General features: G+C 65.2%; 16 protein-coding genes. 5 read left to right on the top strand and 11 right to left on the bottom strand.

Going from position 1 to position 15436, the window contains the following annotated elements; translation table 11 throughout:
* Positions 1–207: 207 nt before the first annotated feature.
* From C7G41_RS25225 to eno, 6 genes are all read right to left on the bottom strand, one after another.
* Positions 208–1170: a GAF domain-containing protein gene (locus tag C7G41_RS25225; protein WP_199198595.1), complete on the bottom strand. Its 963-nt coding sequence runs from the start codon at positions 1168–1170 to the stop codon at positions 208–210.
* Between the two features lie 166 nt (positions 1171–1336).
* Complete coding sequence (locus C7G41_RS25220; RefSeq protein ID WP_007590617.1) at positions 1337–1654, bottom strand: septum formation initiator family protein; 318 nt, start codon at positions 1652–1654, stop codon at positions 1337–1339.
* A 206-nt stretch (positions 1655–1860) separates the two neighbouring features.
* Positions 1861–2412 (bottom strand): NADPH-dependent FMN reductase, encoded by a 552-nt coding sequence (locus tag C7G41_RS25215; protein ID WP_106945042.1) that lies wholly within the window; start codon positions 2410–2412, stop codon positions 1861–1863.
* A gap of 175 nt (positions 2413–2587) precedes the next feature.
* Positions 2588–3586 (bottom strand): MBL fold metallo-hydrolase, encoded by a 999-nt coding sequence (locus tag C7G41_RS25210; protein ID WP_106945041.1) that lies wholly within the window; start codon positions 3584–3586, stop codon positions 2588–2590.
* 117 nt (positions 3587–3703) lie between these two features.
* On the bottom strand, positions 3704–4837 hold the full coding sequence (locus tag C7G41_RS25205) for a zinc-binding dehydrogenase (protein WP_106945040.1): 1134 nt from the start codon (positions 4835–4837) through the stop codon (positions 3704–3706).
* Between the two features lie 35 nt (positions 4838–4872).
* Positions 4873–6156, bottom strand: a complete 1284-nt coding sequence (gene eno / locus C7G41_RS25200; RefSeq protein ID WP_007590612.1) for a phosphopyruvate hydratase — start codon at positions 6154–6156, stop codon at positions 4873–4875.
* Positions 6157–6280: 124 nt separating this feature from the next.
* Between eno and queF the strand changes: the two genes are divergently transcribed.
* A complete protein-coding gene (gene queF, locus C7G41_RS25195) occupies positions 6281–6769 on the top strand; it encodes a preQ(1) synthase (RefSeq protein WP_007610784.1) in 489 nt (162 codons plus the stop codon).
* Positions 6770–6785: 16 nt separating this feature from the next.
* A complete protein-coding gene (locus C7G41_RS25190) occupies positions 6786–7571 on the top strand; it encodes an extracellular solute-binding protein (RefSeq protein ID WP_106945039.1) in 786 nt (261 codons plus the stop codon).
* A gap of 8 nt (positions 7572–7579) precedes the next feature.
* Here C7G41_RS25190 and C7G41_RS25185 read toward each other — a convergent pair whose 3' ends face one another.
* The 3 genes from C7G41_RS25185 to C7G41_RS25175 form a co-directional block, all read right to left on the bottom strand.
* Positions 7580–8788: an MFS transporter gene (locus C7G41_RS25185; RefSeq protein WP_106945038.1), complete on the bottom strand. Its 1209-nt coding sequence runs from the start codon at positions 8786–8788 to the stop codon at positions 7580–7582.
* Positions 8788–9651 carry a 3-deoxy-8-phosphooctulonate synthase gene (gene kdsA, locus C7G41_RS25180; protein ID WP_106945057.1) on the bottom strand — a complete coding sequence of 288 codons (864 nt, stop codon included), beginning with the start codon at positions 9649–9651 and terminating at the stop codon, positions 8788–8790. The genes C7G41_RS25185 and kdsA overlap by 1 nt, the downstream gene beginning before the upstream one ends.
* Before the next feature lie 124 nt (positions 9652–9775).
* Positions 9776–10102, bottom strand: a complete 327-nt coding sequence (locus C7G41_RS25175) for an NIPSNAP family protein (protein ID WP_106945037.1) — start codon at positions 10100–10102, stop codon at positions 9776–9778.
* Positions 10103–10300: 198 nt separating this feature from the next.
* On the opposite strand from C7G41_RS25175, the gene C7G41_RS25170 reads away from it, so the two are divergent.
* The 3 genes from C7G41_RS25170 to C7G41_RS25160 all read left to right on the top strand — a co-directional run bounded on the left by C7G41_RS25170 (position 10301) and on the right by C7G41_RS25160 (position 13114).
* Entirely contained in the window at positions 10301–10975 is a 675-nt protein-coding gene (locus C7G41_RS25170) for a response regulator transcription factor (RefSeq protein WP_106945036.1), read from the top strand.
* On the top strand, positions 10972–12348 hold the full coding sequence (locus C7G41_RS25165; protein WP_106945035.1) for a HAMP domain-containing sensor histidine kinase: 1377 nt from the start codon (positions 10972–10974) through the stop codon (positions 12346–12348). The genes C7G41_RS25170 and C7G41_RS25165 overlap by 4 nt, the downstream gene beginning before the upstream one ends.
* A gap of 103 nt (positions 12349–12451) precedes the next feature.
* Positions 12452–13114: a class I SAM-dependent methyltransferase gene (locus C7G41_RS25160; RefSeq protein WP_199198594.1), complete on the top strand. Its 663-nt coding sequence runs from the start codon at positions 12452–12454 to the stop codon at positions 13112–13114.
* Positions 13115–13119: 5 nt separating this feature from the next.
* Here the strand turns inward: C7G41_RS25160 and C7G41_RS25155 are convergent, their stop codons facing one another.
* Positions 13120–14751 carry a CTP synthase gene (locus C7G41_RS25155; protein WP_106945033.1) on the bottom strand — a complete coding sequence of 544 codons (1632 nt, stop codon included), beginning with the start codon at positions 14749–14751 and terminating at the stop codon, positions 13120–13122.
* Positions 14752–14917: 166 nt separating this feature from the next.
* Entirely contained in the window at positions 14918–15304 is a 387-nt protein-coding gene (gene secG / locus C7G41_RS25150) for a preprotein translocase subunit SecG (protein WP_007590603.1), read from the bottom strand.
* Positions 15305–15436 lie beyond the last annotated feature (132 nt).

The raw sequence follows: 15436 nt of genomic DNA, 5'->3' as shown, positions 1-15436 counted from the left end.
CGAGCTCGCCTGGCTACTCGCTGCCCATCTGAGGCTCTTAACTCGCCGCTTGGCCAGACCTTGAAGACGTCTACGCTTTTTGAGTCAGGCTCTGAGGAGCGCGCTCTTGCGCGCGTCTCGAAGGATGGCTTGGGGGTGACAGCAGGGCCTCTTGTGGTTCGAGACGACCGCTTCGCGGTCTCCTCACCCTGAGGATCTACCAGCAGCTCAATGCGCGTTCAGTTCGAACCGCTTGAGCTTTCTGTGCAGCGTGGCGCGGCTGACGCCGAGGGCCTTCGCGGCCGCCGAGACATTGCCGCCTGCGCGCAAGAGCGCCCGCTGCAACACTGCGCGCTGACCGCCGGCCAGATGGTCGCGCGCGGTATCGCCGCCGAGGAGATCGTCGGCAGGCATCGGCTGCAATGCCCGGCCTGGCGCAATCCCGAGTGCCGCTCGGGCGGACCTGGTCGCGCCGATCACGAGATCGTCCGCATCGACCGCAACGAGGCCGCCGCACTGGCCGTCCGCAGCTTGCGTCAGCACGATGCGGGCATGGGCGAAGGCTCTGCGAAACAGATCGGCCTCGATACGCTTGGCCGCCTCACCAGCCGCGAGCGCAATCAGACTGGAAAGCACGTCGGTACGGTCGGCGCGGCAGGAGGAGACGTCGAGCACGCCCGCGAACGCAGCCTCATGGTCGTAGATCGGAACGGCGGTGCAGCTGAGAAGGGTGTTGCGGGTGAAGAAATGCTGATCGCGGTCGATCGTCAGCGGCCGCTGCTCGACGAGGCAGGTACCGATGCCGTTGGTGCCCTCATGCTCCTCGCTCCAGAGCGCGCCGGTCCAGAGGCCCCAGGACTGAAATGTCGCGTCGTCCGCCGGGGTGCCGCGACGATCGACCGGCACGCCCTCGCCGTCGGCGAGCAGCACGCAGCAGCCGCTGGCGCCGACCGCCTGGTAGAGCCGGTCCATCGCGCCTCGCGCAGCGGCGAGCAATGGCGCGACGCGCTCGCGCGCGCGGTGCAGCTCGGCTTCGCTCAGCCGGTTCGGCGAGCTGCGGCCGGCGGGATCGAGACGATGCAATCGGGACGAACGGCGCCACGAGGCCACGAGCGACGAGCGTGCCGCCTGGCCTGACGTAATGGCGGCCTCGACACGGGCCGCGTGATGCCGGGGGGATTGCCCATTCATCACTGTTTCCTCCGGGTGGCAATCTAGACGGTGCCGGCACGGCCCGGTTGATCTGCGTCAACCCTGGTCATGGTGATAGAAGCCACGAGCCCGTTGCGGCGCTGCCGTCAAGGCGGCAGTCCGGTTCCAGCCCTCCAACTTCGGCCTCCAACTTCAGGAAGAGTTGTCAGTTCGCCGGGATCGTCCGGACGAGATCGCGCGGATTGACGTAGTCGAGCTGGAAGCGCGCCCGCTCGTCCAGCATGTCGGGGTCGATCTTCGCGGAGCGCAGCAGCGAAACGCGCTGCTCGCTCCTGGCGCGCTCGCGCTTGAGCTGGGCCAGCTCGCTGGTCAGCGCCACGATCTCCTGGTCGAGCTCCTGGCGGGCATTGAGGCCGTATTTGCCGGTATAGGCGTTGACGCCGAAATAGCCGACGATGGCGGCTGCCATCGCATAGAGGGCGAGACCGGTCAGGATCGATTTCAGGCGCGCGCGGGAGACCATCCTGGGAAGATGGGGCAGGTTGGTTAAGGGGGTGCTAATGGCCCCCCGCCCGCTCCGCGTTCCCATACCTGAACCGTCATGCCCGCCTTGTGCCGGGCATCCACGTTCTTGGTCAGTTCAGCAAGGACGTGGATGGCCGGGACATCTAGCGCGAAGACGCGCTTCGCGCTTTTGCCCGGCCATGACGAAGACCTGGGAATCGCGCCTCAGCTGTGGTGCTTCGCCACGTGCACCGCAAACGCGTCGATATACGCCTGGAGCACGGGCTTCAGGGACTCCTTGGTCAGGTTGCCGTCGGCATCGAAGGCGTCGCCCACCCCGATCAGATAGGCCTCCGGCTGCTGCATGATCGGGCCGGAAATGCCCGGCAGGATGTTCTGCAGCGTCTTGGCGGCACTGACGCCGCCGAGCGGGCTCGGCGAGTTCGCGATGATGCCGACGGGCTTGCCGTTGAACGAGCTCTTGCCATAGGGCCGCGAGGCGACATCGATCGCGTTCTTCAGTACGCCTGGGATCGCGCGATTGTATTCCGGGGTGACGAAGATGACGCCGTCCGACTTCTGGAGTTTTTCGCGGAAAGACAGCCAATCGGCCGGCGGCGCGCCCTCGAGGTCCTGGTTGAAGAACGAGATGCCGGCCGGCGTGATGACCTCGAGCTTGAGCGAGGCCGGCGCGAGCTTGGCGAGCGCATTGGCGATCTTCAGCGAAAAGCTTTCCTTGCGCAGGCTGCCGGCGATCGTGACGATATTGTAGGCCATGGAGTGTCCTCGAAATCTTCAGCGGGAGTGCCGGGTCGGCACTTAAGCGATCCCGAGTGATGGATGCAAGTGCATGGACCGATCGGATTTGGAAACCCTGCGTTTCTGAACGGTTGCCCAGACAATCAGGCCGCCGATTGGCGGCCCGATCCTTGGTCCAAATCTGCAGATCGGCTCAGATCGTCGGATTCCACGCCGACGGGATCAGGCGATACTTGGCGCCGTCCTTCTCGACATGGCCGACCGAGGGGAACGTGAAGTGGAAGCCGATCACGGTCGCCTTCTCGGCCGCCGCCATGTCGTAGAATTTGTGGCGGGTCTCCTGCGCCATCGCAGCATCGGTGTCGAACACCACATGCCAGTCCGGATTGCGCAGGAAGAACTCCGGGATGTTGGTAACGTCGGACTGGATCAGCACCTTGGCATCGCCCGAGGCGACCGCGAACGAGGTGTGGCCCGGCGTGTGGCCGGGCGTCGCGATCGAGGTGATGCCCGGCGCGACCTCCTTGCCCCACTCGTATTTCGTCACCTTGGATTCGAGGCCGGCAAAAGTCTTCTTCACGTTGGCGAAGTAGTTCTTCATCATCGCGTTGGACTCGGCCTTGGCGGCGTTGTCCTCGCTGGTCCAGAACTCCCAGTCCTTGCCCGGCACCATGATCTCCGCATTGGGGAAGGCAAGCGCGCCGTCGGCGAGACGAATACCGTTGGTGTGGTCGGGATGCAGATGCGAGAGCAGCACGACGTCGATGCTCTTGGGGTCGACGCCGGCGGCCTGGAGGTTCTGCAGCGTGCGGCCGACCGCGCCCTTGCTGGGCTCGAGATTGGCGACACCGTTGCCGGTATCGATCAGCACCAGCTTGGAGCCGGTGTTGATAAGCTGCGGGTTGAACGGCACCGTGACCATCCCCTTCGGCATGTAGGCCGCCTCGCCCGCGGCCAGCGCTTCCTCCTTCGGCGCGTTGACGACGAACTTGTCCGGCATCGGGAAAGTGCGCGCGCCGTCGTTGATCGAGGTGCACTCGTAGCTGCCGACCTTGTAGCGGTAGAAGCCCGGCGCCTGCGTGCCGGCTTGCGGCACTGCGGCATTGGCGACGGTCGATCCAAGCTTGGTCACGGCAGCCGCACCGAGGGCGGCGGCGCCTGCGAGCAAATGGCGGCGATTGAGATCGGTCATGGAGAAGTCCCCTTCTGAGCCCCGCGGTTTTCCCCGCTTTCAAAGGCGGCGAAATAATCTCCCGCTTCGCTCAGAAGGCAAGACCTTCTTTGGGTGACGTGCGGTCGCACGCCGCGATTATTTATTTGGGTTGATGAGGAATTTTTCGCCGGTGGCGCGTTTGGCGTAGACCGCGATGTTGGCGGGATCGAGCGCCTCGGGAAGTGACACCACCTTGGTGTAGTGGCTGGCAAACGTGGTCTTCAGTTCGTCGACCACGCGCTGGCGCAGCCTGGCCCCGTCCGCCTGCCCGATCTTCATCAGAAACGGAAACAGCAGCCAGCCGCCGACGCCCCAGGCCATGCCGAAGCCGCGCGGCAGCTCGATCGGGCGGACATCAAGCGCGCCATAGACGTAGACCTGCTTGTGCACGTTGGAGCCGTAGCGGCTGTATTCCTTCGCGGTCTTGTTGATCGCGACTTCCATGCAGTTGAGGATGTCGCCAGCGAGCTTGCCGCCGCCGATGGCGTCGAAGGCGATGGTGGCGCCGGTCTCGACCAGCGCATTGGTGAGATCGCCGAGGAAGCTCGGCGCGGTGGAATCGACGACATATTTGGCGCCGATCTTGTGCAGGATGTCGGCCTGCTCCTTGCTGCGCACGAGGTTGACCAGCGGGATGCCGTCCTTGATGCAGATCTTGTTCAGCATCTGGCCGAGATTGGATGCGGCCGCAGTGTGTACCAGCGCCTTGTGACCCTCGCGCCGCATTGTCTCGGTCATGCCGAGCGCGGTCAGCGGATTGACGAAGCACGACGCGCCTTCCGCCGGCGTGGTGCCGTCCGGCAGCGGCAGGCACTCGCGCACTTTCAGCGTGCGATACTGCGTATACATCGCGCCGCCGATCATGGCGACGGTCTTGCCCATCAGTGCCTTCGCGGCATCCGACGAGCCGGTCCTGATCACGACTCCCGCGCCTTCGTTACCGACCGGCATGGACTCGTCGAGCCGGCCTGCCATCGCCCGCATCGCGCCTTCCGGCACCTTCGCGGTGATGACGGGAGCGCCCTTGTCGCCGGAAGCCTTTGCCGTGCTCATGTCGGCCGCGCCGATCAGGAGCCCGAGATCGGACGGGTTGATCGGAGCCGCCTCGACGCGGACGACGACCTCGTCCGCGGCGGGCTCGGGAGTCGGCACGTCGAGAAGCGAGATCTCGAGCTCGCCGCTCTTCTTGATCAGCGAACGCAATTGCAGGCCGTTTTTGCCGTCGCTCATGTCGATCCTCCCCTGTTCCTTATTGAGGCGCTGGCTTATGCCAGCGCCTTCAGTGCCGCCTTGCCGCCGTAGAGCGCCTGCTTGCCGAGCTGCTGCTCGATGCGCAGGAGCTGGTTGTATTTGGCGGTGCGATCGGAACGTGCAAGGGAGCCGGTCTTGATCTGACCGCAATTGGTGGCGACCGCGAGGTCGGCGATGGTGGAATCCTCGGTCTCGCCGGAGCGGTGCGACATCACCGAGGTGTAGCCGGCCTTGTGCGCCATCTCGACGGCGGCGAGCGTCTCGGTCAGCGTGCCGATCTGGTTGACCTTGATCAGGATCGAGTTGGCCCGTCCGGCCTTGATGCCTTCGGCGAGGCGTTTGACGTTGGTGACGAAGAGATCGTCGCCGACGAGCTGGCACTTCTTGCCGACGAGGTCGGTCAGCTCCTTCCAGCCGTCCATGTCGTCTTCCGACATGCCGTCCTCGATGGTCACGATCGGATAGCGCGAGACGAGATCGGCGAGATACTTGGCCTGCTCGGAGATCGAACGGGTCTTGCCCTCGCCTTCGTAGACATACTTGCCGTCCTTGAAGAACTCGGTGGAGGCGCAGTCGAGGCCGATCACGATGTCGGAGCCGGCCTTGTAGCCGGCCTTGCCGATCGCGTTCATGACGAATTCGAGCGCGGCGTCCGCCGACGGCAGGTTCGGGGCAAAGCCGCCCTCGTCGCCGACATTGGTATTGTGGCCGGCCTTCTTCAATTCGGACTTCAAGGTGTGGAAGACCTCGGCGCCGTAGCGCAGGCCCTCGGCAAACGAGGACGCACCAACCGGCAGGATCATGAACTCCTGGAAGTCGATCGGGTTGTCGGCGTGCATGCCGCCATTGATGATGTTCATCATCGGCACCGGCAAGAGACGCGCCGAGGTGCCGCCGACGTAACGGTACAGCGGCATGTCGAGCGAGTTCGCAGCCGCCTTGGCGCAGGCGAGCGAGACGCCGAGAATGGCGTTGGCTCCCAGCCGGCTCTTGTTCGGCGTGCCGTCGAGGTCGATCATGATCTGGTCGAGCTGGGCCTGCTGCTCGACATCGAGGCCGCTCAGCGCCTCGAAGATCTCGCCGTTGACGGCGCCGACTGCCTTGGTGACGCCCTTGCCGAGATAGCGGGCCTTGTCGCCGTCGCGCAGTTCCACCGCCTCATGGGCGCCGGTGGAGGCGCCGGACGGCACGGCAGCACGGCCAAGCGCGCCATCTTCCAGCACGACGTCGACCTCGACGGTGGGATTGCCCCGGCTATCCAAGATTTCGCGTCCGATGATGTCGATGATGGCGGTCATGAGGGCCTCTTTTCGGGGGACTAAGCAGTCAGTTTGGGTGCTTCTACCGCAATGCATCGAAGCGGAAAAGGCCGGGTGACGGCCGCACGATGATTGGCTAAGAGGGCGCCACGGAGGCGGACTGATGTCGAAAAAGCCCAGCAAATCGAAGAACTCAAGCTCGGATTCAGCTGCCCTGCAGCTTGGCCGCGCCGTGGAATGGCCGGATGCGCCCGAGAAAGCCAAGCTCGACCGCGTGCCGAATCCGCAAGGCGGCACCGACTATCTGGTGCGCTTCACCGTGCCGGAATTCACCTCGCTCTGCCCGGTCACGGGACAGCCGGATTTCGCACATCTGATGATCGACTACGCCCCCGGCCAATGGTTGCTGGAGTCGAAGTCGCTCAAGCTCTACATCGCGAGCTTCCGCAATCACGGCGCCTTCCACGAGGACTGCACCGTGATGATCGGCAAGCGCATCGCGAGCGAGATCAAGCCGAAGTTCCTGCGCATCGGCGGCTACTGGTATCCGCGCGGCGGCATCCCGATCGACGTGTTCTGGCAGACCGGCCGCGCACCGAAGGGATTGTGGGTGCCCGAGCAGGGCGTCGCGCCTTATCGCGGCCGGGGCTAGTTGGAGACGAACGCCGATGAAATCAATTGCAGCAACATTCCGAAATTTTGGATTGGGCCTTCTGGGCATCCTGTGGCTGACCGGCGTGGCCGAGGCTGCCGAAGTCCGGGTGATGATCTCGGGCGGCCTGACGGCGGCCTACAAGGTGCTCGTGCCGGAGTTCGAGAAGGCCACCGGCAACAAGGTGCTGACGGAATATGGGCCCTCGATGGGGACCACGACCAACGCCATCCCGGTCCGGCTGGAGCGCGGCGAGGCGGCCGACGTCCTGATCATGGTGGGCTACGCCCTCACCGATCTCGCCAGCAAGGGCAAGGTCGTTGCCGGCAGCCAGGTCGACCTGACGAGATCGCCGATCGGCGTCGCCGTGAAGTCGGGCGCACCGAAGCCGGACATCAGCTCGGTGGAAGCGGTCAAGCGCGCGTTGCTCGCGGCGAAGACGATCGCCTATTCCGACAGCGCCAGCGGCGTCTACGTCTCGACCGAGATGTTTGGAAAGCTCGGCATTGCCGATGTCATGAAGGACAAGGCGCGCAAGATTCCGGCTACGCCGGTCGGCGAGATCGTCGCCCACGGCGATGCCGAGCTCGGCTTTCAGCAGATCAGCGAGCTGAAGCCGGTGAAGGGGATCGATATCGTCGGGCCGCTGCCGAACGAATTGCAACAGATCACGATCTTCTCAGCCGGCATCGCAAGCGTTTCCAAACAGCCCGAGGCTGGCCGGGCATTGATCAAGTTCCTGGCTTCCCCGGCCGCCCGCGACGCGATGATCGCGAGTGGCATGGAGCCGATCGGAAACTAGCGCCTGCGTCAGGTCCGCGCGTCGGATGGCGCCCGCTGTTTCAGCAGCCGCGCACAGACGAAACCGAGCGCGACCATGATCGCGGCGCTCGCGAACAGGGTCGGCATCTTGCCGCCATGCTGGATGCCAAGGCCATAGGCGAGCGGCCCGACCGTCTGCCCCATGAAGAAGAAGAACGAATGCAGCGACAGCGCGGTGGCCCGCGCCTCGACCGAGAGCTCGCTGGCAAACATCTGAAGGCAGCCATGGGCGATGTAGAAGCCCCATCCCATCACGATGAGATTGAGCGCCTGCACTTCCCAGCGCAGGCCGAAGGCGACGACAACGAGCTGCGAGGCCACCAGTGTCATGCCCGCGATCATCATTCGCTTCATGCCCAGCCATGGCAGCAGGCGCGACACCGTCAGGGTGTAGAACAGGCCGCCGACCGCAAAGCCCGCGATGACGAGACCCGCGATCGAGAGCGAGGTCTGCCCGAGCTCGAACAGGAACGAGGCGATGTAGGGAAACAGGCCGAGCACGCAGCAGCCTTCGATGAACACCGCCGAATAACAGACATAGGCGTTCGGGTTGGTGAAGATGGTGCGATAGCCGGCCTTCAGCGCCGACAGGCTCGTCTTGGGCGGATGCTTGACCTTGGCGCCGCGAAAACCGGCGGCGACCGCGATCGATGCAACGATCACGAGCACGCCGAGCACCGCCAGCACGCCGCGCCAGCCGAGGAAATCGCCGATCAGGCCGGAGGCCGAGGCGCCGAGGAGATTGCCCGTCATCGCGCCGGCGAGTGTGCGGCTGATCGCGACCTGGCGTTTCTCCGGACCGACGAGATCGCTGGTCAGGCTGAGCGCCACCGGAAACACGCCGCCTGAGCCGATGCCGGCGAGGATACGGGTCGCGAACAGAACCGAGAACGAGGTCGAGAGTGAACCCAGGATGTTGGCAAGGCCGAGCAGCGCGAGGCAGCCGATCATCAGCCGCGTCTTGCCGAACAGATCGGCGGCGGCGCCGACGATCGGCTGGATGATCGAGAAGGTGAAGGCGAACACCGCGGCAAAGCCGGCAGCAGTCGCGATGCTGACGCCAAAGTCCTCGGCGACATGCGGCAGCACCGGATCGAGCGCGCGCGCGGAGAGCGCTGCGGCAAAGCTTGCACCGGAGATGACGTAGAGCGCGGCCGGCAGGCCGTGATCGTGCGGCCGCGCCTCGCCTTGCTGCATCAGCGCGGGTCGGCTTTGGTGGAATCTTTGGCGAGCGCGTCGAACGCCATCAGCCTACGGATCAGCCCTTCGAACTCGCGTAGCGGCACCATGTTGGGTCCGTCCGACGGCGCGCTGTCAGGATCGGGATGGGTCTCGATGAAGACACCGGCAACACCGACAGCAACGGCTGCGCGTGCGAGCACCGGCACGAATTCGCGTTCGCCACCGGAAGACGTCCCCTTCCCGCCCGGCTGTTGCACCGAATGAGTCGCGTCGAAGATCACGGGTGCGCCGGTGGTGCGCGCCAGGATCGGCAGCGCGCGCATGTCGGAGACCAGCGTGTTGTAGCCGAAGGACGCACCGCGTTCGGTGACGAGCACGTTGGGATTGTTCGCGCTCGTGATCTTGGACACGACGTTCGCCATGTCCCAGGGCGCGAGAAACTGGCCCTTCTTGACGTTGACGACCTTGCCGGTCGCGGCGGCCGCCAGCAGCAGATCGGTCTGCCGACACAGGAACGCCGGGATCTGCAACACGTCCACCGCCTGCGCCACATCGGCGCATTGCGCGGCGTCATGCACGTCGGTCAGGACCGGCAGGCCGAGCGATGATCGGATTTCGGCGAAGATCGGCAGCGACTGCGCAAGCCCGAGGCCACGCGCAGCCGACGCGCTGGTGCGGTTGGCCTTGTCGAACGAGGTCTTGTAGACGAGGCCGATCTGCAGCCGCGCGGCGATCTCCTTCAGCGCGGAGGCCACCTCCAGCGCATGCTGGCGGCTTTCGAGCTGACACGGTCCGGCAATGATCGAGATCGGCAGATCATTGCCGAACTTGACCTTGCCAATGGTGACGACCGGCGCGGCTGACGTCGAAGAGCTCAAGGCAAATCCCTCGTTCGGCGCGACCATAGCCGCGATGAAGGGCGGATCAACCCCATTCGGCCTGGGCTCCCAGAATATCAGGGTTGCGCCCAGGCTCCCCGCGACGCCCTCGCGCCAGCCGCTTCTACTTCACCGCCGAGAAGGCGGTCGGCGCCAGGATCTGGCTGACGATGTTGCCGACGATCTGGCCGTCCGCCTCGCTCTCGGCGCGCCCTTTCATCCAGTCCGGATCGGTCATGAAGGCGCCCCACTTCTTCTCGCGCTCGGCAAGCGACTCCCAGGCCAGAAAATAGGTCAGCTCCTGGTTGGATTCACCGATCAGCGTCGTGAAGAACCCGGCCTGCTTGATGCCGTGCTTTTCCCAGACCTTCAGCGTGACGGTCTCGAACCGCTTGAGGAGTGCCGGCAGTCGGCCGGGCACGCAGCGATAGATGCGCATTTCGTAGATCATTCTTGTTCCTCCCTGATCAGGTACGGCGGTTATAACGGCTGGCCCTAACGGTGTCTTGAGGGCCGCCTGGCCGCCCCCGGTGGCGTTCCGCGCATGGCTAGAGACTGCTCAAAGCCACTTCCTCGAAAGCCGGTTCCCGCAATGCTGCCGCAATGATACGGCCGCTAGAATGGCGCGATTGAGGTTGAGGTGCGGATCATGCGGATTTTGCTCGTCGAGGACGAGGCCGAAATGGCCGATGCGCTGGCGTCGGCGCTGAAGCGCTACGACATGGTGGTGGACCACGCGCCGACGCTCGCCGAGGCGGAAGAGGCCATTTCTGCCGACGTCCACGCCGCCGTCCTGCTGGATCGCCAGCTTCCCGATGGCGATGGTCTCACTTTGATCCCGAAACTCAGGGCGCGCGCCGACGGCGTGCCGATCATCGTGTTGACGGCGCGCGGCGAACTCGCCGACCGGGTCGCCGGACTGGACTGCGGGGCGGATGATTACCTGGCAAAACCGTTCGCGGTGGAGGAATTGCTGGCCCGGCTGCGCGCCGTGCTGCGCCGGCCCGCCGGGCTGCAGCCCGACATCCTGCACGCCGGCCGCCTCGCCTTCGATTTTGGCCATCGCGAGGCAAGCATCGACGGCGCCCCGCTCGAGCTGCCGCGGCGCGAGCTGCTCGTGCTGGAAGCCCTGGTCCGCCGCATGGGCCGGACCGTGCTGCGCTCCGCGCTGGAAGAAGCCGTCTACAGTTTCGACGACGAGATCCAGTCGAACGCACTCGATACGCACGTGTCGCGCCTGCGCCGCAAACTCTCGGAAGCCGATGCGCGCGTGGAGATCCACGGCATCCGTGGCGTCGGCTATCTGCTGAAGAAGCTGCCATGAGCAAGCACGACGATCCCTATTGCCTGCGCTCACGGCTGAGCTGGCGCCTGCTGGCGCTCCAGGCGGTGCTGCTCTCGGCGCTCGTTGCCGTCGTCGTCGGGGCATTGTGTGCGTCGGGGTTCGTGCTCGCCGGCCGCGACGAAGATCGCGTGATCGACATCGTCCAGCGCGCGGTCGCGCGCGACGCGCGCGGCGACCTGGTCCTGCGATCGACGACCGAGCTGGAACAATTGCGCAGCGAGACATCCGATCTCTGGTTCCTGGTCCGCGACAGGCAGGGACATTCGCTCAGCGAAGGCGCCGTGCCGGCCGAATTCGCAGCCATCGGCAGCGCTCTCGACCAGATCAGCCAGGCGCGGCTCGGCTGGCAGCTGTTCGAGGACGATCCGCGCAAGCCCCCGGCGCGGCTGAAGCGGGTCGATACCGACGCCGGCAATGTGCAAATCATCACGGCGACGCAAGGCAAGCTCACCGGCTCCAAGGCGTTGTTCATGACGTCGCTTGCATTGCTCGGCATCGCCCTGCCCGGCCTGCTCCTCATGGGAACAGCGACGTTCATTGCCACACCGATGATCGTACAGCGCGCCTTCGAGGGGCTCGATGCGACGGCGGACCAGGCGCGGCGCATCGACATCCATCAACGCGGCGCACGGCTATCGCTGGACCGGATTCCGCTGGAGGTCGTGCCGCTCGTGACCGCCGTCAACGACGCGCTGGCGCGGCTAGACCAGGGCTATGCCCGTCACAAGCGCTTCGTCGCCGATGCCGCACACGAGTTGCGCACGCCGATCGCGATCCTGAACACGCGGCTGGAGTCGCTTCCAGGGGGGCCGGACAAGACCCGATTGCTGGAGGATTCCGCGCGGCTGGCAACGCTTGCCGAGCAATTGCTGGACATTCAGCGGCTCGACCGCTGCGGTCATCCCTTCACGCGCGTCGACCTCGTCGCAATCGCGCAAAACGCGGCCGCAGATCTCGCGCCGCTGGCCATTGCCGCCGGCTACGAGCTGGCGCTCGACGCCCCGTCCACGCCGGTCGAAACGATCGGCGATGCGGCGGCGCTGGAGCGCGCGCTCACCAACCTTGTGCAGAACGCGATCCAGCACGGCCCTCGCCGCGGCACCATCGGCATTCGTGTCAGCGGGCCAGCGAGTATCGAGGTCGCGGACGAAGGCGCCGGCATTCCGGCCGATCAGCGCGACGCGATATTCGAGCCGTTCTACCGGTTGACGCCGCTCGATCGCGGTGCCGGCCTCGGCCTCAACATGGTGCGCGAGATCGTGCTCCTGCATGGCGGCCACATCTTCGTCGCGGACGGAGCGATCGGCGGCGCGTGCTTCAGGATGTCACTGCCGCCAGTCCGGGAGAATTGACGCAATCGGCATGGCGCACGCAATGCTGTCGCAATGCACTCAAGCGATTCTTCGGCCGCCTCACCTCTGACCTGCGAGGCGCAACCAAGATGCCGGAGTGCGCATGCCCAACGATTTCCTCTCGTTCTTCCTGTCATGGATGTCAGCCCCGCGCCGCGTCGGCGCGATCGCGCCGTCAGGCGCGGCGCTGGCCGATCTCATCACCCGCGAGATCACCGCGTCGACCGGCCCTGTTCTCGAGCTCGGCCCCGGCACCGGCGCGTTCACCTACAAGCTGCTCAAACGCGGCGTGCGCCAGCAGGACCTCACGCTGATCGAATACGGCTCCGACTTCATGAAGCTGCTCCAGATGCGTTTTCCCAACGCGCGCGTCTTGTGGATGGATGCGGGGCGGCTGGCAACGGAGCGCCTCTACGACGGCGCGCCCGTCGGCGCGGTCGTGAGCGGCCTGCCGCTGCTCAACATGTCGACGCGCAAGGTCGTCTCGATCGTCGGTGGCGCGTTCAGTCATGTCCGGCCCGGCGGCGCGTTCTACCAATTCACCTACGGCATGAGTTGCCCGATCCCACGGCCCGTGCTGGACCGGCTAGGCTTGCGCGCAAAGCTGGTGGATCGTGCCCTGCTGAACGTGCCGCCGGCCGCCGTCTACAAGCTGACGCGCCGGCCGCAGATGAAGCTGATCACGGGAACGCTTGCGCCTGATACGTCGATGCCGGCCGCGCCGGAGCCGATGCATCTTGCACCTGACTGCACCACCACGCCCTGAGCCGATTACACCAGCCGGCTCTGCACCATCGCCGCGCGTATGAACGACGCAAACAGCGGATGCGGCTCGAAGGGGCGCGACTTCAGTTCGGGGTGGAACTGGACGCCGATGAACCAGGGGTGATCCTCGTACTCGACGATCTCCGGCAGCACGCCGTCGGGCGACAGGCCCGAGAATTTCAGCCCGTGCTGCTCGAGGCGATCCTTGTAGGCGGTGTTGACCTCGTAGCGATGGCGGTGGCGCTCGGAAATCTCGGTCGCGCCGCCGTAAACCTCCGAGACGCGGCTGCCGCGATTGAGCGCCGCGGGATAGGCACCCAAGCGCATCGTGCCGCCGAGATCGCCGGCGTTGGTGCGCTTCTCGAGCTCGTTGCCGCGCAGCCATTCCGTCATCAGGCCGACCAAGGGCTCCTTGGTCGGGCCGAACTCGGTGGAGTTGGCCTCCTCGATCCCGACAAGGTTTCGCGCGGCCTCGATCACCGCCATCTGCATGCCGAAACAGATGCCGAAATACGGCACGTTGCGCTCGCGCGCGAACTGCGCCGCGCGGATCTTGCCTTCGGCGCCGCGCTGGCCGAAGCCGCCAGGGACCAGAATGCCGTTGACGTGCTCGAGGAACGGCGCGGGATCTTCCTTCTCGAAGATCTCGCTTTCGATCCAGTCGAGATTGACCTTCACCTTGTTGGCGATGCCGCCATGCGAGAGCGCCTCGATCAGCGACTTATACGCATCCTTCATGCCGGTGTATTTGCCGACGATGGCGATGGTGACGTTGCCCTCGGGATTGCGGATGCGCTCGTTGATCTGCTGCCAGCTCCGCAGCTCCGGCGGAATCCGCGAACCGATGCCGAAGGCGGCAAGCACTTCGTCGTCGAGACCTGCGGCATGATAAGCCTGAGGGACAGCGTAGATGCTGTCGGCGTCGCGCGCCTCGATGACGGCGCTCTCGCGCACGTTACAGAACAGCCCGAGCTTGCGCCGTTCCTCCTTCGGGATCTCGCGATCGGTACGGCAGAGCAGGATGTCCGGCTGGATGCCGATCGAGCGCAGCTCCTTGACGGAGTGCTGCGTCGGCTTTGTCTTCAGCTCGCCAGCGCTCGGGATGTAAGGCAAGAGCGTCAGATGAATGTAGATGGCGTGATCGCGCGGCAGCTCGTTCTTGAGCTGGCGGATCGCTTCGAAGAACGGCAGGCCCTCGATGTCGCCGACGGTGCCGCCGATCTCGACCAGCACGAAGTCGTAATCGTCGTTGCCGTCGAGGACGAAGTCCTTGATGGCGTTGGTGACATGCGGAACCACCTGGATGGTCGCGCCGAGATAATCGCCGCGCCGCTCCTTGGAGATGATGTCCTGGTAGATGCGCCCGGTCGTGATGTTGTCGGCCTTGGTCGCGGGCCGCCCGGTGAAGCGCTCGTAGTGACCGAGATCGAGGTCGGTCTCCGCGCCGTCATCGGTCACGAACACCTCGCCGTGCTGATACGGCGACATCGTTCCGGGATCGAGGTTGAGATAGGGGTCGAGCTTGCGGAGGCGGACCTTGTAGCCCCGGGCTTGCAACAGGGCACCGAGTGCCGCTGAAGCCAGACCCTTGCCGAGCGAAGAAACCACGCCGCCGGTGATGAATATGTACCGCGCCATGGGGCTTAACCTCTAATCCCTCGAATTCGATTCGCCAAAGCGATTCGTATTCCGCCCCAAACATTTTGCGGGGCTGTGGGTGAGCCAGAACTGAGAGTGGTGACAGAGCCTTGATGGGGATTGTTGATGCAGGACGGTAGAAGCCGCCCTGCATGGCCCCCCTGCTTTATTGCGAACGCGGTACCTGCGGGCCGCTCGGTGCCGGCGCCTGCTGCTGCTCATCGGCCTTCTTCAGCGAATCCAGGATGCCGCCCGAGGTCGGCGGCGCGATCGGCCCGCCACCGGCCGGCTGGGTCTGCGACGCCGGGGCGCCGATGATCGACGACGGCTTGCGGTCGTAGCCGGCATACCAGGACAGGAACAGGCTGGTGAGGAAGAAGCCGACGGCCAGGATCGCGGTGGTCCGCGTCAGAAGGTTCGCGGTGCCGCGGCTCGACATGAAGCCTGCCCCACCTCCCATGCCCAGGCCGCCGCCTTCCGACTTCTGGAGCAGGACGGCGCCGATCATGACGGTGACGATCATGAGGTGAATGACGATGACAACGGTCTGCATAGTGCCCTTCCGTCACAAGCCGACAGCGCCGAGACGGCGGCCAATCGTGCTTCGCGGGTTTTCCTGAAGTTGCGCGGTGTTACACGATCGGACGGGGCATTGCCACCCCCGATCGGCCGGGTCCTAAGGTTT

The organism is Bradyrhizobium sp. MOS002, from assembly GCF_003020115.1.
Lineage (GTDB): Bacteria > Pseudomonadota > Alphaproteobacteria > Rhizobiales > Xanthobacteraceae > Bradyrhizobium.
This window is presented reverse-complemented; position numbering and strand designations above follow the sequence as displayed.

Coding starts and splice junctions, on each gene's coding strand:
- C7G41_RS25225 (WP_199198595.1), bottom strand. CDS start 1,170: ATGAATGGGCAATCCCCCCGGCATCACGCGGCCCGTGTCGAGGCCGCC.
- C7G41_RS25220 (WP_007590617.1), bottom strand. CDS start 1,654: ATGGTCTCCCGCGCGCGCCTGAAATCGATCCTGACCGGTCTCGCCCTC.
- C7G41_RS25215 (WP_106945042.1), bottom strand. CDS start 2,412: ATGGCCTACAATATCGTCACGATCGCCGGCAGCCTGCGCAAGGAAAGC.
- C7G41_RS25210 (WP_106945041.1), bottom strand. CDS start 3,586: ATGACCGATCTCAATCGCCGCCATTTGCTCGCAGGCGCCGCCGCCCTC.
- C7G41_RS25205 (WP_106945040.1), bottom strand. CDS start 4,837: ATGAGCGACGGCAAAAACGGCCTGCAATTGCGTTCGCTGATCAAGAAG.
- eno (WP_007590612.1), bottom strand. CDS start 6,156: ATGACCGCCATCATCGACATCATCGGACGCGAAATCTTGGATAGCCGG.
- queF (WP_007610784.1), top strand. CDS start 6,281: ATGTCGAAAAAGCCCAGCAAATCGAAGAACTCAAGCTCGGATTCAGCT.
- C7G41_RS25190 (WP_106945039.1), top strand. CDS start 6,786: ATGAAATCAATTGCAGCAACATTCCGAAATTTTGGATTGGGCCTTCTG.
- C7G41_RS25185 (WP_106945038.1), bottom strand. CDS start 8,788: ATGCAGCAAGGCGAGGCGCGGCCGCACGATCACGGCCTGCCGGCCGCG.
- C7G41_RS25175 (WP_106945037.1), bottom strand. CDS start 10,102: ATGATCTACGAAATGCGCATCTATCGCTGCGTGCCCGGCCGACTGCCG.
- C7G41_RS25170 (WP_106945036.1), top strand. CDS start 10,301: ATGCGGATTTTGCTCGTCGAGGACGAGGCCGAAATGGCCGATGCGCTG.
- C7G41_RS25165 (WP_106945035.1), top strand. CDS start 10,972: ATGAGCAAGCACGACGATCCCTATTGCCTGCGCTCACGGCTGAGCTGG.
- C7G41_RS25160 (WP_199198594.1), top strand. CDS start 12,452: ATGCCCAACGATTTCCTCTCGTTCTTCCTGTCATGGATGTCAGCCCCG.
- C7G41_RS25155 (WP_106945033.1), bottom strand. CDS start 14,751: ATGGCGCGGTACATATTCATCACCGGCGGCGTGGTTTCTTCGCTCGGC.
- secG (WP_007590603.1), bottom strand. CDS start 15,304: ATGCAGACCGTTGTCATCGTCATTCACCTCATGATCGTCACCGTCATG.